Annotated in this window: 24 protein-coding genes and 1 pseudogene; 15 read left to right on the forward strand and 10 right to left on the reverse strand. The window is 35.5% G+C overall.

From position 1 onward, the window contains the following. Positions 1 to 413 precede the first annotated feature (413 nt). Positions 414 to 1,949 carry a sodium-dependent transporter gene (locus CDZ92_RS19040; protein ID WP_096156773.1) on the forward strand — a complete coding sequence of 512 codons (1,536 nt, stop codon included), beginning with the start codon at positions 414 to 416 and terminating at the stop codon, positions 1,947 to 1,949. Then, complete coding sequence (locus tag CDZ92_RS19750; protein WP_141395247.1) at positions 1,949 to 2,062, forward strand: methionine/alanine import family NSS transporter small subunit; 114 nt, start codon at positions 1,949 to 1,951, stop codon at positions 2,060 to 2,062. Before CDZ92_RS19040 ends, CDZ92_RS19750 begins: the two co-directional genes overlap by 1 nt. Positions 2,063 to 2,148: 86 nt before the next feature. Here the strand turns inward: CDZ92_RS19750 and CDZ92_RS19045 are convergent, their stop codons facing one another. Next, positions 2,149 to 3,099 (reverse strand): M23 family metallopeptidase, encoded by a 951-nt coding sequence (locus tag CDZ92_RS19045; protein ID WP_227521568.1) that lies wholly within the window; start codon positions 3,097 to 3,099, stop codon positions 2,149 to 2,151. A gap of 294 nt (positions 3,100 to 3,393) precedes the next feature. Here CDZ92_RS19045 and lipA point away from each other — a divergent pair, with 294 nt between their 5' ends. Then, positions 3,394 to 4,290: a lipoyl synthase gene (gene lipA, locus CDZ92_RS19050; RefSeq protein ID WP_096156775.1), complete on the forward strand. Its 897-nt coding sequence runs from the start codon at positions 3,394 to 3,396 to the stop codon at positions 4,288 to 4,290. A gap of 51 nt (positions 4,291 to 4,341) precedes the next feature. Here the strand turns inward: lipA and CDZ92_RS19055 are convergent, their stop codons facing one another. After that, positions 4,342 to 5,022, reverse strand: a complete 681-nt coding sequence (locus tag CDZ92_RS19055) for a YhcN/YlaJ family sporulation lipoprotein (protein ID WP_096156776.1) — start codon at positions 5,020 to 5,022, stop codon at positions 4,342 to 4,344. A 115-nt stretch (positions 5,023 to 5,137) separates the two neighbouring features. On the opposite strand from CDZ92_RS19055, the gene CDZ92_RS19060 reads away from it, so the two are divergent. Beyond that, positions 5,138 to 5,473 (forward strand): YutD family protein, encoded by a 336-nt coding sequence (locus CDZ92_RS19060; protein WP_096156777.1) that lies wholly within the window; start codon positions 5,138 to 5,140, stop codon positions 5,471 to 5,473. Between the two features lie 70 nt (positions 5,474 to 5,543). Here CDZ92_RS19060 and CDZ92_RS19065 read toward each other — a convergent pair whose 3' ends face one another. Continuing rightward, the gene (locus tag CDZ92_RS19065) at positions 5,544 to 5,807 is read right to left on the reverse strand and encodes a cytosolic protein (RefSeq protein ID WP_096156778.1); all 264 of its coding nucleotides are present in this window, start codon (positions 5,805 to 5,807) and stop codon (positions 5,544 to 5,546) included. Positions 5,808 to 5,894: 87 nt separating this feature from the next. Next, positions 5,895 to 6,161: a DUF3055 domain-containing protein gene (locus tag CDZ92_RS19070; protein ID WP_096156779.1), complete on the reverse strand. Its 267-nt coding sequence runs from the start codon at positions 6,159 to 6,161 to the stop codon at positions 5,895 to 5,897. A gap of 232 nt (positions 6,162 to 6,393) precedes the next feature. Here CDZ92_RS19070 and CDZ92_RS19075 point away from each other — a divergent pair, with 232 nt between their 5' ends. From CDZ92_RS19075 to CDZ92_RS19085, 3 genes are all read left to right on the forward strand, one after another. Continuing rightward, positions 6,394 to 7,698 (forward strand): EAL domain-containing protein, encoded by a 1,305-nt coding sequence (locus CDZ92_RS19075; RefSeq protein WP_096156780.1) that lies wholly within the window; start codon positions 6,394 to 6,396, stop codon positions 7,696 to 7,698. 23 nt (positions 7,699 to 7,721) lie between these two features. Then, the gene (locus tag CDZ92_RS19080) at positions 7,722 to 8,159 is read left to right on the forward strand and encodes a DUF86 domain-containing protein (RefSeq protein WP_096156781.1); all 438 of its coding nucleotides are present in this window, start codon (positions 7,722 to 7,724) and stop codon (positions 8,157 to 8,159) included. 99 nt (positions 8,160 to 8,258) lie between these two features. Then, positions 8,259 to 9,029, forward strand: a complete 771-nt coding sequence (locus CDZ92_RS19085; protein WP_096156782.1) for a TIGR01457 family HAD-type hydrolase — start codon at positions 8,259 to 8,261, stop codon at positions 9,027 to 9,029. Between the two features lie 293 nt (positions 9,030 to 9,322). Here CDZ92_RS19085 and CDZ92_RS19090 read toward each other — a convergent pair whose 3' ends face one another. Then, positions 9,323 to 9,823 (reverse strand): phosphatidylglycerophosphatase A family protein, encoded by a 501-nt coding sequence (locus CDZ92_RS19090; RefSeq protein ID WP_096156783.1) that lies wholly within the window; start codon positions 9,821 to 9,823, stop codon positions 9,323 to 9,325. A 240-nt stretch (positions 9,824 to 10,063) separates the two neighbouring features. Between CDZ92_RS19090 and yutH the strand changes: the two genes are divergently transcribed. Continuing rightward, the gene (gene yutH, locus CDZ92_RS19095; RefSeq protein ID WP_096156784.1) at positions 10,064 to 11,068 is read left to right on the forward strand and encodes a spore coat putative kinase YutH; all 1,005 of its coding nucleotides are present in this window, start codon (positions 10,064 to 10,066) and stop codon (positions 11,066 to 11,068) included. Between the two features lie 235 nt (positions 11,069 to 11,303). Then, entirely contained in the window at positions 11,304 to 12,272 is a 969-nt protein-coding gene (locus tag CDZ92_RS19100; RefSeq protein WP_096156785.1) for a 2-hydroxyacid dehydrogenase, read from the forward strand. Positions 12,273 to 12,330: 58 nt separating this feature from the next. Here the strand turns inward: CDZ92_RS19100 and CDZ92_RS19105 are convergent. Beyond that, positions 12,331 to 12,561 (reverse strand): annotated as a pseudogene (locus tag CDZ92_RS19105) (NifU family protein); the annotation flags it as partial. Between the two features lie 426 nt (positions 12,562 to 12,987). Here CDZ92_RS19105 and CDZ92_RS19110 point away from each other — a divergent pair. Continuing rightward, on the forward strand, positions 12,988 to 13,311 hold the full coding sequence (locus CDZ92_RS19110; protein ID WP_096156787.1) for a YuzD family protein: 324 nt from the start codon (positions 12,988 to 12,990) through the stop codon (positions 13,309 to 13,311). Positions 13,312 to 13,354: 43 nt separating this feature from the next. Here the strand turns inward: CDZ92_RS19110 and CDZ92_RS19115 are convergent, their stop codons facing one another. Beyond that, positions 13,355 to 14,425 (reverse strand): NAD(P)/FAD-dependent oxidoreductase, encoded by a 1,071-nt coding sequence (locus CDZ92_RS19115; RefSeq protein WP_096156788.1) that lies wholly within the window; start codon positions 14,423 to 14,425, stop codon positions 13,355 to 13,357. Between the two features lie 256 nt (positions 14,426 to 14,681). Here CDZ92_RS19115 and CDZ92_RS19120 point away from each other — a divergent pair, with 256 nt between their 5' ends. Next, entirely contained in the window at positions 14,682 to 14,918 is a 237-nt protein-coding gene (locus tag CDZ92_RS19120; RefSeq protein WP_096156789.1) for a YuzB family protein, read from the forward strand. Between the two features lie 62 nt (positions 14,919 to 14,980). Here CDZ92_RS19120 and CDZ92_RS19125 read toward each other — a convergent pair whose 3' ends face one another. Beyond that, positions 14,981 to 15,679 (reverse strand): DUF2225 domain-containing protein, encoded by a 699-nt coding sequence (locus CDZ92_RS19125; RefSeq protein WP_096156790.1) that lies wholly within the window; start codon positions 15,677 to 15,679, stop codon positions 14,981 to 14,983. Positions 15,680 to 16,019: 340 nt separating this feature from the next. Here CDZ92_RS19125 and CDZ92_RS19130 point away from each other — a divergent pair, with 340 nt between their 5' ends. The 3 genes from CDZ92_RS19130 (at position 16,020) to CDZ92_RS19140 (ending at position 20,534) form a co-directional block, all read left to right on the forward strand. Further along, a complete protein-coding gene (locus CDZ92_RS19130; RefSeq protein ID WP_096157073.1) occupies positions 16,020 to 17,252 on the forward strand; it encodes a NupC/NupG family nucleoside CNT transporter in 1,233 nt (410 codons plus the stop codon). A 345-nt stretch (positions 17,253 to 17,597) separates the two neighbouring features. Beyond that, positions 17,598 to 17,960, forward strand: a complete 363-nt coding sequence (locus tag CDZ92_RS19135; protein WP_096156791.1) for a HesB/IscA family protein — start codon at positions 17,598 to 17,600, stop codon at positions 17,958 to 17,960. Between the two features lie 1,842 nt (positions 17,961 to 19,802). Continuing rightward, complete coding sequence (locus CDZ92_RS19140) at positions 19,803 to 20,534, forward strand: hypothetical protein (protein ID WP_096156792.1); 732 nt, start codon at positions 19,803 to 19,805, stop codon at positions 20,532 to 20,534. 301 nt (positions 20,535 to 20,835) lie between these two features. Here CDZ92_RS19140 and CDZ92_RS19145 read toward each other — a convergent pair whose 3' ends face one another. After that, a complete protein-coding gene (locus tag CDZ92_RS19145) occupies positions 20,836 to 21,390 on the reverse strand; it encodes a hypothetical protein (RefSeq protein ID WP_096156793.1) in 555 nt (184 codons plus the stop codon). A 311-nt stretch (positions 21,391 to 21,701) separates the two neighbouring features. Next, positions 21,702 to 22,694: an NAD(P)/FAD-dependent oxidoreductase gene (locus CDZ92_RS19150; protein ID WP_096156794.1), complete on the reverse strand. Its 993-nt coding sequence runs from the start codon at positions 22,692 to 22,694 to the stop codon at positions 21,702 to 21,704. Between the two features lie 618 nt (positions 22,695 to 23,312). Between CDZ92_RS19150 and CDZ92_RS19155 the strand changes: the two genes are divergently transcribed. Then, positions 23,313 to 24,539 (forward strand): NAD(P)/FAD-dependent oxidoreductase, encoded by a 1,227-nt coding sequence (locus tag CDZ92_RS19155; protein ID WP_096156795.1) that lies wholly within the window; start codon positions 23,313 to 23,315, stop codon positions 24,537 to 24,539. Positions 24,540 to 24,561: the final 22 nt, after the last annotated feature.

The raw sequence follows: 24,561 nt of genomic DNA on the forward strand, positions 1-24,561 counted from the left end.
AGAGCCCTTGGGCTCGAGGAGGCTCACCGCCTCCCCCGCGGAAAGCGGCCACACAACCGGCACGACTTTTTTATTCAAAAAGGTTGTTTTAGAAAGTTCTTTCTGGACAACCTTTTTTCTGTTATTGGACGGTTAATATTTTAAAATAATTAATGAATGGAATATTAATAGTTTACATTCTGTTATTAGCATCTGGTCATAAATACTATTAAATATTGAAATAATACCATTTAAAATAAATAAAAAAATTGCTTTGACATAGTCATAAAGTCTAGTTATACTATGTATAAATTATATTGAATAATCAGAAAAAATAAAAGATTCGCATTCTTTTAGTTGCTACGAAATAGTCTTTATACATATATCTATTTTTTCTAGCAGAAGGATAAGAGGCGAACGAGGAGGAAAAAGGTATGGAAAACCGTCCGCAATGGGGGACAAGGGCAGGGTTTATATTCGCTGCAGTAGGTTCAGCAATTGGTTTAGGTAACATTTGGCGTTTTCCGGCAGTAGCGTATGATAATGGTGGAGGAGCGTTCTTCTTACCATACTTATTCGCACTTTTAACTGCAGGTATACCACTATTAATTTTAGAATTTACGATGGGGCATAAATATAGAGGGTCAGCGCCACTATCGTATGCAAGAATGAATAAAAAGTATGAATGGATCGGTTGGTGGCAAGTTGGTATCGCATTTGTTATTTCCGTGTACTATGCGGCCATCATCGCATGGGCGATGTCCTACTCTGTATTCTCTTTCAATTTAAGTTGGGGAGAAAAAACACAAGATTTCTTATTCGGAGACTACTTACAGTTAGTAAACCCTGGTGAAGTAGGAAGTATCGTTCCAGGTGTTTTCATTCCTCTACTAATTGTTTGGGCAGTAACGTTAGGTGTTTTATTCAAAGGGATTAAACGTGGAGTTGAGTTAGCTAACAGAATCTTTATTCCTACATTAGTAGTTCTGTTTCTAATCATTGTTGTTCGAGCTCTAACTCTAGAAGGTGCTGTTGATGGTTTGAATGCATTCTTTAAACCTGATTGGAGCTCCATCACCGATGGAAAAGTTTGGGTAGCAGCATACGGTCAAATTTTCTTCAGTTTATCTATCGCATTTGCTATTATGATTACTTATTCAAGTTATTTACCGAAGAAATCGGATATTACGAATAATGCATTCATTACTGGATTTAGTAACTCCTCGTTTGAGTTATTAGCTGGTATTGGTGTATTCAGTATCTTAGGCTTCTTAGCATTTACACAAGGTTCAGCTGTTGCTGATGTAGTAAAGGCTGGTCCAGTGTTAGCGTTCGCAGTATTCCCTACAATAATTAATGAATTACCTGCATTAAATCAGTTATTCGGATTCTTATTCTTCGGATCGTTAGTTCTGGCAGGATTGTCTTCTTTAATCTCTATCGTTGAAACGTACGTTGCTGGTGTACAAGACAAATTCAATATTTCTCGTACGAAAGCAGTATTATACGGTGGTGGTTTAGCGGGGGTATTTTCTATCCTAATCGCAACTCAAGGCGGACTATGGTTCCTAGATGTAATGGATTATTTCATTAATAGCTTTGGTGTAGCGCTTGCTGGTTTAATACAAATTATTGTGGTTGTATACTTTGCAAAAGAATTAACTAACCTACAAAACCATGCAAATTCCGTTTCAGACATCAAACTAGATGGAATTCTAGGCATATGGTGGAAAGCTTCATTAGCCATTATTACGCCACTTGTGTTAGGTTTTATGATGATCCAAAGCCTTGTCGATAACATTAAAAATGTATACGGTGCAGACGATGGTGTTACAAGATTATTTACAATTGGATTTGGTTGGTCTGTAGCAATCGCTGTGATTGTATTAGGTTTCGTTCTTTCTAAGTTGAGATGGTCAAAAGAAACAATCGAAGTACCAACATCCTCTTCAAAGGAGGTTTCTAAATAATGGAATTAAGTGCGATTGTAATGATGGTAATCGGGATAACGATCATTTGGGGCGGTTTAGGTGCTAGCATATGGTGGGCACTTAAAAAAGCAAAAGAAAATGCAACTTCGTAAAAATTAAAGCAAAAGCCGAACGATATTTTCGTTCGGTTTTTGCTTGTTTTAGGATAGGGGCCAGGCACCACCCGAACTTTGACGAATTATCTTCTTCTTCGTTCAGCGCGTTCCCATTGCTTTAAATGCGGATATGGGTCAAACGACCACTCAGTATACCCGTTGTCTTTGTACATACCATAATGCAAGTGTGGTGGGAACTTCCCAGCTGTACCTGGAGGACCATAACCAGAACTTCCTACTGAACCGATAATTTGTCCTGGTTCCACTATTTGCCCGACTGCTAAATCTTTTGCGAAACCATTTAGGTGTGCGAAATAATGATACGTATTGTTCACATCTCTAATTCCTATCCTCCAACCACCAAACTTGTTCCATCCTTTTGTTTCAATTACTCCGTAACTAGTTGAACGAACGGGAACACCGTATCCAGCAAAAATATCTGTTCCTTCATGCATACGCCTGCCGCCCCAACCACGAGCATCGCCCCATGTATTCCTATAACTAAAGTTCGCACGAATTGGAACTGGAAATGCATGCTTATCTAACTTTAACGTTTGAAAGTTTTTATAAATCTTTACATAACCCATTATTAACCCGACGGTCTTATCTCTTTGATAATAATCCCATAGTCCAATTTTAATATTATCTTTGTCCATGCCATATGACTGTAGAAAGGTTGCAATGGTGTAAAGAACATCTTCATCATTTGTCGAATCAGCTATCCCGTCACCATTGCCGTCTTTACCTAACCCACCGAACAGTTGAATAGTTGTTGGATTAGTATCTTGGGGATTAGGATTTGCCGGACCAGCCCAACGTTCAGGTTTTATGTAAATACCGACAATGCCAGTAAGCTTCGGGATATCTCTACGCACTCTTCGAATATTGCGTTCGTATTGGTCTACACCTGCGAAGTAATACCAAGGTATTTGTGTGACTGCCTCCATTTTATAATACAGCTCTAACCGTTTTTGATATATCTCATCATCAGATAATGGTTTCTCAGCTGCAAAAGAAGGGCTAGGAAGAATCATTGATAAAAGTAATAAACAAAGTAGACCTTTTTTTATCATCGTAAATCTCCTTTCGAAATATTACCGCTCTAAGTTAAAAGTAAATTGTCAGTAACTTTCTTGTTTATAGTTTGTGGTGAAATAGAAATTTAATAAATACTAAATGATGGAAGTAACTTTACAGTAATGTTTTGGACTTGTTTCTTATGCTGATGTTTGGTAAAGTGACAAAAGAGAAATAGTAGTTTTCCCATGTGGAATGATTTTAAAAATAGAAATTTCTGGAGTTAATTATTAAAAGTTGGAGTTGATAGTATGGCAAAGAAAGAAGAATACATACGTAAACCAGACTGGTTAAAAATAAAGCTTAATACAAACGAGAATTATACTGACCTAAAGAAATTAATGCGAGAAAATAACTTACACACAGTATGTGAAGAAGCAAAATGCCCAAACATTCATGAATGTTGGGCTGTTAGAAGAACTGCAACATTTATGATCCTTGGAGCTGTTTGTACACGAGCATGTCGTTTCTGTGCAGTAAAAACAGGACTACCAACTGAACTTGATTTAGCAGAACCGGAAAGAGTGGCAGAATCTGTACGCCTAATGAATTTAAAACATGCTGTTATTACTGCTGTAGCGCGTGATGACTTAAAAGACGGTGGAGCAAAAGTATTCGCAGAAACGGTTCGTGCCGTTCGCAGAGAAAACCCATTCACTACAATTGAAGTATTACCGTCTGACATGGGTGGCGTGTATGAGAACTTGAAGATGTTAATGGATGCTCGTCCAGATATTTTAAACCACAACATTGAAACGGTACGTTCATTAACTCCGAGAGTACGTGCACGTGCAACATATGACCGTTCACTTGAGTTTTTAAAGCGTGCAAAAGAAATGCAACCAGACATCCCAACTAAATCAAGCTTAATGATCGGTCTTGGGGAAACGAAGGAAGAAATTATCCAAGTAATGGATGACTTACGTGCTAACGATGTAGATATAATGACAATTGGCCAATATTTACAACCTTCTAAAAAACACATAAAAGTACAAAAGTACTATCACCCTGACGAGTTTGAAGAGTTACGTCAAATTGCGATGTCTAAAGGATTCAGCCACGTTCAATCAGGACCTTTAGTAAGGTCTTCTTACCACGCAGATGAACAAGTTAACGAAGCAGCAAAAGCTAGACAAGCTAATGCATAGTAGACAGAAAGAGGCCGTTCAAAGAACGAGCCTCTTTTACCGTTTATTTTTTTAGCGATTTTGTTTTTCTCTTCTTCCATACTCATCATGCATTGTATCTTCATTTAATTCATTTAAGCCTTCCCCATTCGCATTTTCCCCATCGTTAAGCTTTTTACCTTGAGGAGATTTTAACATATGGCGAATGGTTGGTTCTAATATGCTTTCTACATTTGGGCTACTAGTATTTAACAAACCAAACCCTTCTATCTCTTTCATCATCATCGGATCATCCGATACATACACGTGGTAGTAACGAGGAACGATGGATAAAGCAGATTTACTAACTTGATCTGCCGTTAATTCACGACTGTCGCTATTTGTTTCATATGCAATTAAAACTTGTTCATCCGTTACTAATGTTGCAACGTCTTGAACGTGTGGTATTTGTACCACCATTTTACTAATAGCATTCGCAATTTCTTCGTAATCCATTGTAGCTCTTACATCAAACCCTTGGTGGTTTGGAATAGGGTTTTTTTGCTCACGTACAAAGCCGTATTGATTTGCATTTGACCCATTTTGGTTACGTTCATTATACAAATCGTTTCTGTCATATACGTTTAATGTGGAATCACCGTGAAGCATATTATCGTGACGAACTTGTCTTTCTTGTGGTGACATATCAGCTTGACATGCAGTTGATAGTAGTGTAAACCCACATAAACCTAACAATGCAAGTGATTTTCGCATTGATTACACCTCCTCATTTATTAGAATGACCTTTTTCTTTTATTTTTGTCATAGAAATTGATGGAGAATGGTCTATAATGTAAATAAGAACAAGTTTGGAATTGGAGGCAATAAAATGATCTGTGTTGGAAATTATTGTTATGAAATAATAGAAGAACATCGAGAAGCTTTTAACGAAGAAGCATTTAAAAATAGATACGTGGAATTATTAAATAAATACGATTACCTTGTTGGTGACTGGGGTTATCAACAATTACGATTAAAAGGCTTCTTTGAGGACACGAATCCGAAATCAACTCATGATACAAAAATAAGCACGCTTCCTGATTACATATATGAGTATTGTAATTTCGGCTGTCCATATTTTGTCATGAAAAAAGTGAAAAAGCCGCAGCCGGAGATTAGTCCGAGTCCGACAACAAATGTTTCAGATCCAGTTGAGAAACGATAGATAAATCTTTAGAATGATAAAGAACTACTAAGGGAGGGATAATTAAACTTACCGCCTTAGTAGTTTTTTGTTATTCCTTTTCGTCGTGAATTGGATGGGCACCTGGATGTTGTCTTGGCAAATCATCATGTAATTCTTTGTTTACGTAATTAAAAGCACTATAGTATCGTTGATCTTCACGCCAAGGAGTGGTCTTATTTTCAACAGGTGTATCTTTTCCCCTTGGAGCACCATATGGACCTTCTGGCGTAATTTCTGGTGTTACATAATTATGCATTGCTTCCACGTTAGAAAAGTCATGATACTCTTCTTTATCACGATTTTTATCCTTCATCTTTACACACCTCACTATGTTTTTTTTAGCTTTTGTAAAAAAAGAAAAACCATTCAACGTAATAATTGAATGGTTTAGCGGTTTTAATTAAACTACTTCACGTAATAATGATCTTAATTCTTCTGCTTCTTCTTCATTTAATTGATAAGCATGCTCAATGTATCCTGGCTCATCTAAATCATCATGACCAATTATTGCAAATCTGTTACTCTGAATGTCCAATACAATGGACTTTCCGTAATAACGATCTGTTCTCATTATTGCTAAATCAAAACGATTATTTTCGCCCATAAAACTACAAAATCTTGTTTTCGTATCCACTGTATCATCATATAAGAAAAAACGTTCTGCCATTAAAAGAAACCTCCTAAATAAGTTAAAGCTAGTGTGACTTTTTATCTTTCTTTCGTCTATCCTTTTATAGTATAACAAAAGGTGAGTAGAAAAAATGAATTAATTGATTTCCTTGTAGAAAAAGAAAGAATACTTTCTGTTATAAAACCGGTTAATATGGTAGAATATTCATATCAATTCACTGAATAAAAGAAATATACATAAATCACCAAACGTAGAGGGGAGTACATACATGGGGAGTCATTGGGAAGGCCATAAAAATAGAGATAGAAACACTTTCCAAAATTGGTTAAAGTTACTACTACCAACAAAATCACTTCGTTATTACCCTTCCATATATGTTCTTAGAAATCCTATTGAACAATCGATAAGAAAAACGATGAAACAAGGTTTTGATATTGCGGTGATCGCTTTTTACATACCGAACAAAACTCAAATCGGGGAGCAAATTGGACAAGAACAATGTAACATAAACAAAGAAAAAATAAAAAACCTCGTTAAGCAGAAAGTAATTAAGCATATAGGGGACGACCACATTGTTTGCCTATTAGATCAGTATAGTGATACTTTATCATTAATTGTCAAACTAGAGTCAAGTAAAGCTTGTTCAGTACAATTTGATAATAAGATTAAAGAAATGATTACCGACCTGCAATGGGATATGCTAAAAGACCATACAATGTCAAAGCTAAATGCTAGCTATGGTTTTGTATTCCTAAATTTAAAGGAACAGTCAGTAGAAGAGTCTTTACGAACTGCTTATCAATATGCAGTAGAAATGGCTGAAAAAAGAGAAGCGAGTGATTATAACAATTTACTTTTCGATATAAATGCCATAATCGCTTCTAAACAAATATCGCTACTCGCTCAACCCATTATGGAAGTGTCTAACGGTAAAATTAAAGCTTGGGAATTTCTAACAAGAGGTCCAAAGAACTCTATGATGGAAAGTCCATTAAAACTTTTTTCCGTTGCTAAACAAACAAACAAGTTATTTGCTTTGGAAATGTTAATACTAGAAAAAGCCTTCCAATTAATTAAAGAAGCCAAATGTAAAGAACGGGTTTTTCTTAATTTCACCCCAACTTCGTTGAATAATATTAATTTAATGGGGGAAGTACAACGTTTATTAAGCAAATACCCAGCCATTACTCCGAATAATATAGTCATTGAGGTAACGGAGCAGGATTCCATTGACGGTTTAGTAAACTTTGAGCAAAATATAAAAGAGTTAAGAAAGTTTGGTTTTAAAATTGCTGTAGATGACACGGGTGCAGGCTATGCAAGCTTACATACTATTAGCAAAATAATGCCAGATATTATAAAAATTGATCGATCTGTTATAAAAGATATTGATTCCAATCGGGTGAAAGAAACGATGCTACAAGGATTACTATTAATCGCCAAAGAAACAAACTCGCTTGTTGTCGCAGAAGGAATCGAAAGAAGAGAAGAGGTTCAAGTATTAACTAGAAATAAGGTTGATCTTGCACAAGGTTATTTTTATGCAAAACCTCACATTTTACCTTCTCATTAAACATCAAAGGGGGAACATTCAACATGTATTTTGTAGACCGTGAAAAAATAGAGCGTACATTAATCTATTTAGAAGAGAACATCGAATTATTTCAGACTCACGAGAAATACGAAACAAATTTAGAAAAAAAAGCATTAGAAAGAATAGCTATCTCTATCATTGAAGGAATATTAGATGTTGGTAATGCAATGATAGATGGATTTATCATGAGAGACCCAGGTAGCTATGAAGACATCATTGACATTTTACTAGATGAAAAAGTTGTCAATAAAGAACAAGAAGAAAAACTAAAACAATTGATCCGTTTACGTAAAGTATTAGTTCAAGACTATTTAGAAATTGAACATACTGGGTTAGAAGCTACTGTTAGAGAAAATATAGATGTTGTAATGACTTTTTGCGAATCTGTTAGGTCATACTTAACGAATGAACTTGGTCCGGTCACAGCATTCAAAAATTAATTAGAAAACGCTTTCTTATAGAGAAGGCGTTTTTCTTATTGTTTTTAAATTCACAATGGGTAACAATAATAAAAGAGTAAGAAATGGAGAGTGAAACATTTGAAAAAGTATAATGGTTATTTAATTGATCTAGACGGTACAATGTACCGAGGAAAAGAAAAAATAGAAGAGGCAAGCGATTTCGTTAAAGTATTAGTTGAAAAAGGTATTCCCTACTTATTCGTTACTAACAACTCTTCAAGAACGCCAGCACAAGTAGCGGAGAAATTACGTAACTTTCTTATTCCTACTACTGATGAACAAGTATTTACTACTAGTAATGCTACGGCAAACTACATTTATGATTGGAACCCAAATGCGAAAGTATATGTAATTGGAGAGGAAGGAATACGTACGGCGCTAATGGAAAAAGGGTTTGAAATCGTGGATGAAAATGCAGACGTAGTCGTTTCTGGAATTGATCGTACTATTACATATGAAAAATTAGCATTAGGAGCTATTAACATTAGAAATGGAGCACGATTTATATCAACAAATGGTGATATAGCTATACCGACTGAACGGGGACTACTACCAGGAAACGGCTCTCTAACTTCTGTTTTAACTGTTTCAACGGAAACAGAGCCAACATTCATTGGGAAGCCTGAAAAAATTATTATGGAACAAGCTTTAAAAGTACTAGGTGTCCCACGTGAAGAAGTGTTAATGGTAGGCGATAACTATCAGACAGACATTAAAGCGGGGTTTAATGCAGGTTTAGATACTCTGTTAGTTCACACTGGTGTTACAACAAAGGAACATTTAACAACGTATGACACTCAACCAACTTATACTGTACATTCGTTAGAAGAATGGATAAAGAATATTTAAAAAGACTATGAGGTTGGAACAATTAGATATTAGTGGCCGATGAAGTTCATTCTGCCCAAGAAAAAAAGAAAAAGTGAACTTGATAAGGTCGATGAAGTTCATTTTGCTCAAGAAAAAAAGAAAGAATGAACTTGATAAGGCCGATGAAGTTCATTCTTCCAAAGAAAATATAAGAAAATGAACTTGATAAGTCAGATGAAGTCCACAGAAAAAACAAAAAAATGAACTTCATCAAAAAAATGAAGTTCATTCTAAACTGCTTATCATAAATTAAGCTAGCCTTCCTAAAAATATCACTCCGTATTCGCTGCGCGATGCGCTAAACGGCTAGATGCAGCGGCTGCGATTGCTCCTACAATATCATCAAGGAAAGTGTGACATTTACCAGTGTCTTTGTCATTTAACGTTGCTAAAATTCCAGGCTTTTGTTTATCGATATAGCCATAGTTTGTAAATCCGATTGAACCATACACATTTACGATAGAAAGAGCTAAAACTTCATCCACCCCATATAATCCTTCATCGTCTTGTAAAATACGGAGTAGCGGTTCTTGTAATTGACCTTGTTCTGCAAGAATGTCTAACTCGATCCCTGTAAGAACTGTGTTTTGTACTTCGCGTTTAGATAAAACTCTATCCACATTTTCCAAGCATTCAGACATTTCTAAAGCTGGATGGTATTTAGATTGTAAATAATATACTAAATCAGCGATATCGTTTAACGTAACGCCACGTTCTTCTAATAACTTTCTTGCCTTTCTTTCCACTTCATCCATTTTTTCAAATTGTTTCATAAGTCTCACCTGTCTTTTTCTATTGTATTTATTCCTAACTTATTCTACAAAACCATCGAGAAATCCTGCATTTTAGACTATTTGTCACGATAAAACCTTGTCTCCCCATATGTTTTACCATTTGAGATGAACTATGCTTATTATCTACGTTTTACTTAAATACCCTAAAAACAATCTTCTTAACAAGTTTTTACGAAGAATCTCATATATATGTGATAAGTGAAGGAGGCGGAGGGTATTTTGAAACAAGCAATTTATGAACATTACAACTTGCGAATGGAACGTAAGACAAAGTTTCGCCATTACGATGCATTTTGGGCAAATCGAGTTTTATATATTATGGTGCCTCTAGGGTATATGGATAAAGAAGAATTAGAAGAACTACAACAACTAAGTGACTATATGTTAAGACAGCATCAAGATATTTATGTCTGTTCTCTCGTGAAAAATAAAAACGGTGAATATACAACGGAAATAGAAGAAACAACTTATGGGTTGTTTCGAATACCTTATGTTGAAACAAGGACAGAGTTGCCAATTGGATCGGAGTTGGCAAAATTCCACCAAAAAGCGCGCGCATTTCCGAAAAAAATAGAGGCAATGAATAGGATTGGCCAATGGAAATCATTATGGGAAAAGCGTATTGATCAAATGGAAAGCTTTTACTATGAAATGGTAAGGAATCATCCTGTAGACTATTTTGATAAACTTTTTGTAGAGTCTTTTCCTTATTACTTAGGTTTAACCGAGAATGCAATCCAGTATTTAGTAGATACTGAATTAGATGATCAGCCAATGATGAATGATGCAGCAACCATTTGTCACCATCGCTTTTCCCAAAGCACATGGCTACAAAATCAACAATACGCTAAGTTACCTCTAGACTGGGTGTTTGACCATGCAAGTAGAGATATTTCAGAATACATTAGGTCTGAATGTGTTTATTCGAATTCGTACGATCAAGCAAAAATACATCAATTTACTCGTGATTACGAGAGAGTGGCACCACTTTCCACTTTTTCATGGAGGTTAACGTACTCAAGACTTATCTTTCCAGTATATTACTTAGAATGTATTGAAAATTATTATACGAGTTCTGCTCGAACAGATAAAAAATGGCACGAAGACAGATTAACTGAAGTATTAAACTTCTCCACAACATACGAGCATTTACTGAAAAGCTTTTACGATACAGCAGCGGTTCCTGTGAGGAATTACAAAATACCAACTCTAGAGTGGGTATAAGCGTTGAGACATCTGCCCCTTATAATTTATGTGCTAAAATGATAATGAGTGAATCAACTTCATAATTACGGTACGTTTAGTGAAAAACGAATGTTCAGTTCAATATGATTAGATAACGTTCGATATAAAGCGTTTTTTTATACCAATGAATAGGTTTTAATGTTCGTTTTTCGTATAGTAATTGTACATTATTAAACTCACTCGAGTGAATAAGTTTAAAGGGGTCAGTGTGTTAATGGAAAAATATAAAGTCTTTATTACGAGAAAGTTACCAGATAATATTGTTAGTATGCTTGAACATGTAGCTCAAGTAAAAATGTGGGAGCATGATGATATCCCTGTACCGTACGAGGTGTTAAAGAAAGAATCGGAAACTAGTGATGCATTGTTAACGATGCTATCAGATAGAGTAGATAAAGAGCTATTAACTTCATCTAAAAAACTTAAAATTGTCGCTAACTTAGCAGTAGGATATGACAACATTGACCTTGTTACAGCGCAGGAGTTAGGCATAACCATTTGTAATACTCCTGACATATTAACGGACACGACAGCAGACTTAACATTTTCTTTATTACTTGCAACAGCAAGACGAATTGTAGAAGCTAATGAATATGTGAAAAGTGGAAAATGGCAAAGTTGGAGTCCATTTTTGCTAGCGGGTAGTGATGTACATCATAAAACGATCGGAATTGTTGGTATGGGGGATATCGGAGAAGCAGTTGCGAAAAGGGCAACTGGATTCGATATGAACATCTTATATTACAACCGTAATCGTAAAATAGAAGCGGAACAAAAACTAGGTGCCCAATATAAATCGTTTGAAGACCTTCTGAAGGAATCAGACTTCGTTGTTTGTTTGACTCCATTGACTAATGAGACAAGGCAAATGTTTGGGAAAGAACAATTCGGACTGATGAAAAAGAGTGCCATTTTTGTAAACGTTGGCAGAGGACAAACGGTTGATGAACAGGCTCTAATTGAAGCATTAGAAACAGGTAGTATAGCAGGGGCAGGGCTTGATGTATTTTACGAAGAGCCTATATCTGCTGAACATCCTTTGTTAGCTTTCCCTCAAGTGACAGCTATTCCTCATATCGGTAGCGCAAGTGTAGAGACCCGCAGTGCAATGATTGCATTATGCTGTGAAAACATAAAAGCTGTATTAGAGGGTAAAAAAGTGAATAGTGTTTTGCCAAAATAAAAAAAAGCCAGTTTGCTCGAATGTAGCAAACTGGCCTTACCTTTTTGTTGAATGTTAATTAGAATACTTGCTCTACTTCCACAATGCCTGGTACTTCTTCTAATAATGCGCGCTCAATACCAGCTTTTAATGTGATCGTTGAACTTGGACAAGAACCACATGCACCTAAAAGACGTAATTTTACGATACCGTCTTCAATATCCACTAGCTCACAGTCTCCACCGTCACGTAGTAAGAATGGACGTAATTTATCTAAAACTTCCTGTACTTGTTCAATTAATTCTGTTTGATTCTCTGTAGACATAGCAAATCGCTCCTTTCAAATCTTCTTATCTTTATTATAATGGTTTTAAGTAAAAAAATCTATTGTAGAGGTCTAGGCTTTTTAAGGAATTTCCTTTTTGTTAGTAAATTAGCCCGCTCCTCTTGGCTACAGGCACCTACTTTCCGCGGGGAGCAACGTGGAAGGTTATTTTCACTAACGTGAAAAAACCTACTCCTCGGCTTCGACTGCGGGGTCTCCAGCTTTGCTCTACTTCCCGCAGGAGTCAGGTGCCTTCCGCTCCAATCCACTCAAGGATTTGAATTATAAAAAACAAACAAAAGTACCTTCCAACATACAAAAGTGATTCATCAGATTTATTATATGTAAAAGTAAGCGTTTTAAGGTAAAATTAAATTATTGGAAATGAGTGAGTAGAAGGGGTGTTTTGTAGTGCAACAAGTAGAGATTTGTGTGTATGGTGCGGAAGTTTTGTGTCCAAGCTGTGTGAATTTACCTTCATCAAAAGAAACGTATGAATGGCTTCAAGCAGCAGTGGCAAGAAAGTTTCCAAGCCAAGCGTTTCATATTAGTTATATAGATATTTTTAACCCAGTTACAGATGAAGAAAATAAAGTAGAATGGGCAAAACGTGTTATAGAAGAAGATATGTTTTATCCAGTAGTTGTCATCAATGATGAGATAGTCGGTGAAGGAAATCCGAAACTAAAAACGATTTATGCAGAAATGGAAAAGTACGGCTATTTAGCAGAATAATAAAAAAAGCATGCCAATATGATAGGCATGCTTTTCGTATCTATTAACCGTTATGGTACTTGTACATCCAAAGAACTCCAGATTTCAAAAGTCTCGCAACTCGACCCGTTAATGGACGTTCCGCAACTAAACCAAATCCGTGTTTCTTCCCTAAAGAACCAAGAACACCTTTTAATTTAATAGGTGGAAATTCAGATGGTGGTACTTGGCCAGCCCATCTCTTTACTAATACTTGAACAATTTGCTCCGCTTGACCTTCTGCCAATTGAGCACTTGGAGCATGAGGCAGGCTTGCACAGTCACCAACAACATATACATTTTCGAAATTAGGAATATTATGTTGTTTCGTTAATAAAACACGACCTTGATTATCTTTTTCAACATTTAAATCACGAACTACTTTAACTGGTTGAATACCAGCAGTCCATACAATAACATCACTATGAATAGGTTCATCATGATTGAAAAGTGTTTGAGGCTCAACACGAGTAATGTTAGAAGAGTTTATTACTTCTACACCATGTGTCTCGAACCAACCTTGAACATAATTACTTAATCTAGAAGGGAAGCTTGATAAAATAACGTTTCCACGATCAAATAATTTAATTTGTAAGTCTGGACGGCTTTCGCGAAGTTCACTTGCGATTTCTACACCACTTAACCCACCACCAACGATGCTTACTACTTTATTTGCCCCAAGTTCATTTAAAGCTTGATACGTTTTCCTTGAGTTGTTAATAGTTTGAATACTATAGGTATGTTCATCCGCACCTGGAACACCGTGATATTTATCTTCACAACCTAAACCAATAACAATATAATCGTATTCTAGCGTATCATCACTATCAGCAAAATATACTTTTTGTCCATCCATATCAATATTGGAGACTTCTCCATACTTTACAGTAAGTCTTTCATGTTCTGGAAGCGTAACTCGTACGTGATGGTCTGAAATCGTACCCGCAGCTAATGCATAAAATTCTGTTTTTAAACAGTGATAAGGAACTCTGTCTACTAAGATGATTTCCATATCGATTGGTAATTGATTAGGAAGTAAACGCTGTAATAAACGCATGCCACCGTAACCTGCTCCAAGCACAACAAGTTTTTTCATATGTGTAAACCCCTTTTGGAATGTTAGTAGTTAAAATCTGGTAATCTAGGAAAAATTATATAAATATAATCGTAATAATTATCAAATTGCGCTTTCATAACGAAAAATGTATAACACTATAACAAAAATACCAACTAAAAGTATATCGAAATTATGACAAAATAACAACATACTTTCTATAATTTGTTAAGGGTTAAATGATTGACGAATTATGGGAAAAAAGGTAGCATGAAGAGGCAATAGAGAGGTGAATAGCATGAAGCCAATTATCGAATTTTGTATAAGTAATTTAGCAAGTGGGGCTCAAAAAGCTAGAGAAATTTTAGAAAAAGACCCTAATTTAGATATAGTTGAATATGGATGCTTGGGATATTGTGGTAAATGTTTTAATTCAATGTATGTTCTAGTGAATGGAGATGTTGTATCTGGGAACACTCCAGAGGAACTAGTGGAAAATGTTTATCAATACCTAGAAGAAAATCCCATGTTTTAAAGAAAAAATCAGCTCAAAAATAAGAGCTGATTTTTTTATATTCCTAGGACTGGATTTACTGTTTACGACATAGCAGGTTTTTTGCTTTTTTGCATTTCCCTAATTTCGAACCATCGGTTGCGGGCATTTTCTACCATTCTAGTTTCAAATGTTCTGTTTTTATGTTGGACAACTAATGAGAAATATTTTATTGCTTGTTCGAAGTAACCTATTCTTGAATATAGTTCTCCTATAATATACAGCAACCGTAATTCGGACAAATCTTTCCCGATATAATCTCCCACTGAATAAGAATCTTTGTATTGCTCTAGTGCTAGCTTCATAAATCGCTTTTCTTGTAATTCATCTACAAGCAAAGTTCTATAGATCCAAGCTAATCTTAAATATAGTCCTGCTATAACAATTGGAGTTTCTTTTTTTAATAGACCAGTGTAAATGGCTAATTTATAAGTATTAATGGCTAAATCAACTGTTCTTTTTTCTCCATAACTCTTTCCGTGCCAATGTTTCCAAATCTTCGTTTCAATTTGATCTTTTGTTCCAGGCTTAAAATAATTCGAGAATTCTTCAGAAGAAGCATAACCACAAGTAGGGCATACATTTACATAGTACAAAAGAGGATTTGTATCAACGGATTCGTAGTGAGTACAAAAGTCACTGTCATGTGAAATAGATTTTATAAATTTAGAACGAACTTTTTTTGATATATGTTTTTTATCACAAATAGGACATGTGAAATTTTTATCATATAGATGGTTCATAAGTAACAACCTTTCTGTTGCTTTATAGTTTTCATATACCTTAAGAACTACCTTACTAACATTTTAGGGTAAAAAGAACTATTTGTCACTTAATATTTACGGAATTATCCATAAAGTAAAGAAGCTATACGAAATAAATGAATACATGCTTTCCCTCATTTTGGGTATTTTACAAATAGATTCATTTGTCTCGAGTAAAAGAGGATGTATGAAATTTACAAGAAGAAAATACTTTTAAACGCTTTCATTTTGTTGTAAAGTGTTACTTGTATTCGTTTGATGTCAGACAACATACAACATCCAGTTATTACAAAATTAACAGTAGAGGTGACATTTCATGATGAACGTCCTTTGGGGACTATTAGGTATTGTTTCGATTTTTGCTATTGCTTTTCTTTTGTCTGAAAATAAAAGTAAGATAAAGCCTCGAACGATACTAGGTGGTTTAGCAATTCAATTATTATTTGCTTATATTGTTTTATATTCAACTATAGGAAGAAAAGCCTTTCTATGGCTAACTGAAAAAGTACAGCATATCATTGACTATGCATACGAGGGAATTGGGTTCTTATTCGGTCCTGTCCTTGGTGCACCTTCTGATACAACTGGCTTTATTTTTGCTTTTCACGTACTAACCATTATTATTTTCTTCTCATCTTTAATATCTGTTTTATACTACTTAGGAATTATGCAGTGGGTTATTCGTTTATTAGGTGGAGGATTATCAAAACTTCTTGGAACAAGCAGAACGGAGTCCTTATCTGCTTCTGCAAATATCTTCGTTGGTCAAACGGAGGCTCCGCTAGTTATTCGACCGTATATTAAAACAATGACAAAATCTGAATTGTTTGCAGTTATGGTTGGTGGACTTGCTTCGGTTGCCGGTTCTGTATTATTCGGGTATGCGGCATTAGGTGTACCACTTGAGTACTTATTAGCAGCTAGTTTCATGGCGGCACCAGGTGGATTAATTATGGCTAAAATGTTAATCCCAGAAACAGACACACCAGTTAATCCTACAAAAGAAGAATTAGATGAAGGAGAAGATGAAAAGCCTACCAATATTATTGATGCGGCAGCTCGTGGAGCATCAGATGGGTTAAAGCTTGCGTTAAATGTAGGGGCAATGTTATTAGCGTTCATCGCATTAATTTCTCTTATTAACGGAATTTTAGGCGGATTAGGTGGAGCAGTTGGATTCAGTCAGCTATCTCTAGACTTCATCTTAGGGTACTTATTTGCACCGATTGCATTTGTCATAGGAATACCGTGGAGTGAAGCAGTAGCAGCTGGTAACTTAATTGGTCAAAAATTAGTATTAAACGAGTTTGTTGCATACTCTACTTTCTCTACACAAATTGATATGTTTAATGAAAAATCTGTTGCAATCATCTCGTTCGCTCTTTGTGGATTTGCGAACCTTTCATCCTTAGCTATCCTACTAGGTGGTTTAGGTGGACTTGCTCCATCACGTCGTCCTGATATCGCAAAATTAGGCTTCAGAGCAATCTTAGCTGGAACATTAGCAAACCTACTAAGCGCCGCGATTGCCGGCATGTTCATCTTTTTCTAAACAAACTAAAATTACACCAATGTTAAAAGTGCCTGGCACCTTTAACATTGGTGTAATCATTCAGTCATTTTTGTAAAAAAAGAGGTTGAAGATAAGGTTGTGTTACCAATCTTATCTTCAACCTCTTTTGCTTACATATTAACCAATTGTGTAAGCATATAGTTAAAACGGGGGATATTTATAGTTTGTCCACATTTCTATGTATTATACGTGTTGTATGAATAAACATGTCACTTTTATTTGAAAATGCATACAATAATAGTAAGAATCCAGTATTCAATCTTTGAGTTATTCTATCCCTATTAGTATAATGAAAATAGTAGAATCTTTCAGGGGGTGAAAGAAATGGAGCAAGTTATTAAAATTACGGAAGCTGCTGCGTTCCAAATTAAAGATATGATGAAAGAACATGGAAGCGAAGATGTGTTTCTACGTGTTGCTGTTAAAGGTGGCGGTTGCACAGGTTTATCATATGGTATGGGTTTTGAAGAGGATAAAGGCGAAACAGATATAGAAGAGGTACATCATGAAATTACAGTATTAATTGACGATGAGAGCAAACCTATCTTAAGAGGTGTTGTTATAGATTTTAAACAATCGTTAATGGGTGGAGGCTTTACAATCGATAATCCGAATGCAATCGCTTCGTGTGGATGTGGATCATCTTTCAAAACTGCTACAAATGCAGGGGCACCAGAAGATTGTTAATAAAAGGTCTGGGAACAAAAAGTCGATAGATTTGATACCTCCCACGATCATTTTCACCAAAGAAAAACACAAAAATGATTATGGAGAGGTCTCCCACGATCATTTTCACCAAAGAAAAACACAAAAATGATTATGGAGAGGTCTCCCACGATCATTTTCACCAAAGAAAAAGACAAAAATGATTATGGAGAGGTCTCTCACGATCATTTTCACCAAAGAAAAAGACAAAAATGATTATGGAGAGGTCTCTCACGATCATTTTCACCAAAGAAAAAGACAAAAATGATTATGGAGAGGTCTCTCACGATCATTTTCACCAAAGAAAAAGACAAAAATGATTATGGAGAGGTCTCTCACGATCATTTTCACCAAAGAAAAAGACAAAAATGATTATGGAGAGGTCTCTCACGATCATTTTCACCAAAGAAAAAGACAAAAATGATTATGGAGAGGTCTCTCACGATCATTTTCACCAAAGAAAAAGACAAAAATGATTATGGAGAGGTCTCTCACGATCATTTTCACCAAAGAAAAAGACAAAAATGATTATGGAGAGGTCTCTCACGATCATTTTCACCAAAGAAAAAGACAAAAATGATTATGGAGAGGTCTCTCACGATCATTTTCACCAAAGAAAAAGACAAAAATGATTATGGAGAGGTCTCTCACGATCATTTTCACCAAAGAAAAAGACAAAAATGATTATGGAGAGGTCTCTCACGATCATTTTCACCAAAGAAAAAGACAAAAATGATTATGGAGAGGTCTCTCACGATCATTTTCACCAAAGAAAAAGACAAAAATGATTATGGAGAGGTCTCTCACGATCATTTTCACCAAAGAAAAAGACAAAAATGATTATGGAGAGGTCTCTCACGATCATTTTCACCAAAGAAAAAGACAAAAATGATTATGGAGAGGTCTCTCACGATCATTTTCACCAAAGAAAAAGACAAAAATGATTATGGAGAGGTCTCTCACGATCATTTTCACCAAAGAAAAAGACAAAAATGATTATGGAGAGGTCTCTCACGATCATTTTCACCAAAGAAAAAGACAAAAATGATTATGGAGAGGTCTCTCACGATCATTTTCACCAAAGAAAAAGACAAAAATGATTATGGAGAGGTCTCTCACGATCATTTTCACCAAAGAAAAAGACAAAAATGATTATGGAGAGGTCTCTCACGATCATTTTCACCAAAGAAAAAGACAAAAATGATTATGGAGAGGTCTCTCACGATCATTTTCACCAAAGAAAAAGACAAAAATGATTATGGAGAGGTCTCCCACGATCATTTTCACCAAAGAAAAATACAAAAATGATTATGGAGAGGTCTCCCACGATCATTTTCACCAAAGAAAAATACAAAAATGATTATGGAGAGGTCTCCCACGATCATTTTCACCAAAGAAAAACACAAAAATGATTATGAAGAGGTCTCCCACGATCATTTTCACCAAAGAAAAACACAAAAATGATTATGGAGAGGTCTCCCACGATCATTTTCACCAAAGAAAAATACAAAAATGATTATGGAGAGGTCTCCCACGATCATTTTCACCAAAGAAAAATACAAAAATGATTATGGAGAGGTCTCCCACGATCATTTTCACCAAAGAAAAACACAAGAATGATTATGAAGAGGACTCCCACGATCATTTTCACCAAAGAAAAAGACAAAAATGATTATGGAGAGGACTCCCACGATCATTTTCACCAAAGAAAAAGACAAAAATGATTATGGAGAGGTCTCCCACGATCATTTTCACCAAAGAAAAACACAAAAATGATTATGGAGAGGTCTCCCACGATCATTTTCACCAAAGAAAAACACAAAAATGATTATGGAGAGGTCTCCCACGATCATTTTCACCAAAGAAAAACACAAGAATGATCATGAAGAGGACTCCCACGATCATTTTCACCAAAAAAAAATAGAAAAAGGATTATGGATAGATCTCCCACGATCATTTTCAATAAAAAAAAACACAAAAATGATTATGGAGAGGTCTCCCACGATCATTTTCACCAAAGAAAAACACAAGAATGATCATGAAGAGGACTCCCACGATCATTTTCACCAAAAAAAAATAGAAAAAGGATTATGGATAGATCTCCCACGATCATTTTCAATAAAAAAAAACACAAAAATGATTATGGAGAGGTCTCCCACGATCATTTTCACCAAAGAAAAACACAAGAATGATCATGAAGAGGACTCCCACGATCATTTTCACCAAAAAAAAATAGAAAAAGGATTATGGATAGATCTCCCACGATCATTTTCAATAAAAAAAAACACAAAAATGATTATGGAGAGGTCTCCCACGATCATTTTCACCAAAGAAAAACACAAGAATGATCATGAAGAGGACTCCCACGATCATTTTCACCAAAAAAAAATAGAAAAAGGATTATGGATAGATCTCCCACGATCATTTTCAATAAAAAAAAACACAAAAATGATTATGGAGAGGTCTCCCACGATCATTTTCACCAAAGAAAAACACAAGAATGATTATGAAGAGGACTCCCACGATCATTTTCACCAAAGAAAAATACAAAAATGATTATGGAGAGGTCTCCCACGATCATTTTCACCAAAGAAAAACACAAAAATGATTATGGAGAGGACTCCCACGATCATTTTCACCAAAGAAAAACACAAAAATGATTATGGAGAGGTCTCCCACGATCATTTTCACCAAAGAAAAACACAAAAATGATTACGGAGAGGACTCCCACGATCATTTTCATCAAAGAAAAAGACATATGAACAGTATATTTGTATTAAAGAGTTTGTAGTATAACTATTAAATGTAAGAAGGTAAATATCATAGCCTATTATTTTTTCGACCGATCCGCTTTGTATTATTCTTTGTTTCTCTTTCTTCTAAAAAGGAATACTCCCCCAGTTAAAATTACTATTAAGCCAAAACCGTATACCATCACTTCATCGTTATTTAATGTGGACATTGCTTGATTCTTTTCTACTTCTTTTGAAGGAACATAGCCTTCACCTAGAATCGTTAAGTCTTCTTGTGCATCTTGTAACAAGGTCGTGCGAGAGCATAAATTTACATTATATTTTCCATCCTCTTGTTTCATTCCATATACAATGTACTCTTTATCCGTTTCAAAATTAACTCCACAGCTTGCCGAGTCCCAAGACGTTGTTATCCATACTTCCTTATGCTCTACTTCTTTCCATGCTTTTGACACTTCCATTTTCACCAAGTATTCCATAGAGTCGTTTGGATTTTTCTTTTTTCCAATTACTTTACCAGCAAAAACAGCATCATAGCGCTCAAATTCTGTTGCTGGATCTTCATTTGGCATACAAGAACAAGCAGAACCGCTAGCAGAGAAGGAGAAGGCTCCGATTAAGAAAATCATAAACGCGAAGCAAATTTTAAGTAACTTCATTGTCACTACACCTTTCGTGTGGGGTTTGATGTTGCTAAATGTTTAGACGTAATGGTAGATGGAAAGTTGCAGTATAAAAAACAGCCAACTCACTAAGAGTTGACTGTTTTTATCTATTTTTCAGGCTCTGTTAAAGACCACAGTTGATTTCCGCACAAGTCTCCGCTTTCCGCGGGCGTGGCTGGAGCCTCCTCGGCTTCGCCTGTGGGGTCTCCAGTCCCCCGCTACTCCCGCAGGAGTCTACGACTTGCACGGAAATCAACTGCTAGAAAGGTGTCAAAATCAACATTAACCTTTAACATATCTATTTTTTAAAATAAACTAGTACTGTGTAATGGTTGTACTTTTGCTTTAGGGTCAATGTAAGATTTTGCGTTGTTCACCGCTGTTGGAGCTTCACCGAAGCCACAAGCGATTAATTTCACTTTACCAGGGTACGTACAAATATCACCAGCAGCATAAATTCCAGGGATGTTTGTTTCCATTTTTGAATTAACTAAAATAGAATTTTTCTCGATTTCTAAGCCCCAATCTTTAATAGGACCTAATGAAGAAACAAACCCGTAGTTTACGATAACTGCATCTACATCTAATACTTCTTTATTTTCTGTTTTCACTTCTTCTAAGACTACTTGCTTAATTCCAGCTTCATCACCAATGATTTCGGAAGGAACCCAAGGTGTTTTAATTTCTACTTTAGAATTCATTAACGTATCAACGCTATGTTCATGAGCACGGAACTTGTCACGACGGTGGACAAGTGTTACTTTTTCAGCAATTGGCTCTAACATTAATGCCCAGTCAACTGCAGAGTCTCCGCCACCAAATACAACAACTTTTTTCCCTTTGAACTTATTCATATCATCTACAAAGTAGTGTAAATTCTTATTTTCATAAGCAACTGCGCTTTCAAGCTCTAAGCGTCTAGGTTGGAACGCACCATTACCAGCTGTAATGATGATTGCCTTTGAGTAATGTGTTTCTTTGTCCGTTGTAATTTTGAAAACACCATCAGCCATCTTTTCCACTGTTTGAACGGATTGTTCAAGACTTGAAGTTGGCTCGAATTTGGACATTTGCTCTTTTAAGTTATCGACTAACTCTTGAGCACGTACTTTTGGGAAACCAGCAATGTCGTATATGTATTTTTCAGGATACAAAGCAGATAACTGACCACCTAATTGTGGTAAGCTTTCAATTATTTTTACACTTGCTTGTCTCATACCACCATAAAATGCAGTGAATAGTCCAACTGGACCACCACCTATAATCGTTATGTCGTATACTTTTTGCTCTTCACTCATACTGACAAACCCCCTATGTATAAATCTTCTTCCAATAAATATAATAGCACAAAACAGACAGTTTTACTGTGATGTTTATTGTTAATTCTAACAAATTTTTATAAAATTCCAAAACATGAAAGCGCTTTTGTGAATATATTAACAATATAACCATTTCTATCATATAAATAAAGAAAAGTGAGTATAATCTTCTTAGATTATTGATTGAGTAAGTTCTATAAAGTACAAATACTTTACGAAAAACGAACTTTAAAACTGTTTATGTAAATAAAATATTATTTGATGCGGACGTTATAATATGATATTGGACAGAAAATTCCTTTTTCACTAAACGAACGGTATTTACGAAATATATTCGATTTTTATCATTTTCTAAAAATTCTAAACGTTACCAACTTAATATTTTGTATTGAAAAATGAAAGGAAAAAGAATATTATGTAGTGTAGGCATAATAAGATTTTGTGACAAATTTCGCACGTTTATTGCGCTTACGATAGTGAAGTGTTTCACAATCTTAATCATTCATAAAAAAGTCTATTTAAGCGGATAGTAGTAGTATGAAATTTGTCAATCGTCATTCTATATTTATTATACTTATAAATCTTTTGTAAAGGTGGATGTTACGGGTGAGAAAGCCAAAAATCGTTATTTTAGGTGCGGGTTACGGTGGGTTAATGACTGCTGTACGCCTACAAAAATCAATCGGCGTTAACGAAGCAGATATTACGTTAGTAAATAAAAATGACTATCACTATGAGTCAACTTGGTTACATGAAGCGTCTGCAGGTACATTACCAGCAGAACGCACAAGATATAAAGTATCAGACGTTATTGAAAAAAGTAAAGTACATTTCTTAGTTGATACAGTTACAGGTATTAACAAAGAAGAGAAAACAGTTGCTTTAACTAAGGGCGGAGAGCTTTCTTACGACTACTTAGTAGTGGCTTTAGGTTATGAGTCCGAAACTTTCGGAATCAAAGGCTTAAAAGAGCACGCATTCTCTATTGCTAACTTAAACGCTGCACGTCAAATTCGTGAGCATATTGAATATCAATTTGCTACGTACAATACAGAAAAAGATCGTCGTGATGAACGCTTAACTCTAGTAGTAGGTGGAGCAGGATTCACAGGTATCGAATTCCTTGGAGAATTAGCTAACAGAGTTCCAGAACTTTGCAAAGAGTTTGACGTACCACATGATAAAGTACGTATTATTTGTGTAGAAGCGGCTCCTACAGTATTGCCAGGATTTGATCCAGAGCTAGTTGAGTACGCTGTTACTCAATTAGAGCGCAAAGGAATTGAATTCAAAATTGGAACTGCTATTAAAGAAGCAACAGAAGAAGGAATTATCGTTTCAAAAGAAGACCAAGTAGAAGAAATTAAAGCTGGTACGGTTGTTTGGGCAGCAGGAGTACGTGGTAATCACTTAGTAGAAGATTCTGGTTTCGAAAACATGCGTGGCCGTGTGAAAGTAGATCCTTACCTACGTGCACCAGGTCATGATGATGTATTCATCGTAGGTGACTGTGCATTAATCATTAACGAAGAGATTAACCGCCCTTACCCACCAACAGCTCAAATCGCTATGCAACAAGGTGAAGTTTGTGCGAAAAACTTAACTGTTTTAGTACGTGGCCAAGGTGAACTACAAACATTTACACCAGACTTAAAAGGAACAGTTTGTTCTTTAGGTGAAGACGATGCGATTGGTGTTGTATTTGGTCGTAAAGTTTGGGGTTCTAAAGCTTCATTCATGAAGAAAATGGTTGATAACCGTGCTCTATACATGATGGGCGGAGCTGGTCTTGTAATGAAAAAAGGTAAATTTAACGTATTATAATCATTAATACGTTCAGATAGAG

Source organism: Bacillus sp. FJAT-45066 (genome assembly GCF_002335755.1).
Lineage (GTDB): Bacteria > Bacillota > Bacilli > Bacillales > Bacillaceae_I > Bacillus_CD > Bacillus_CD alkalisoli.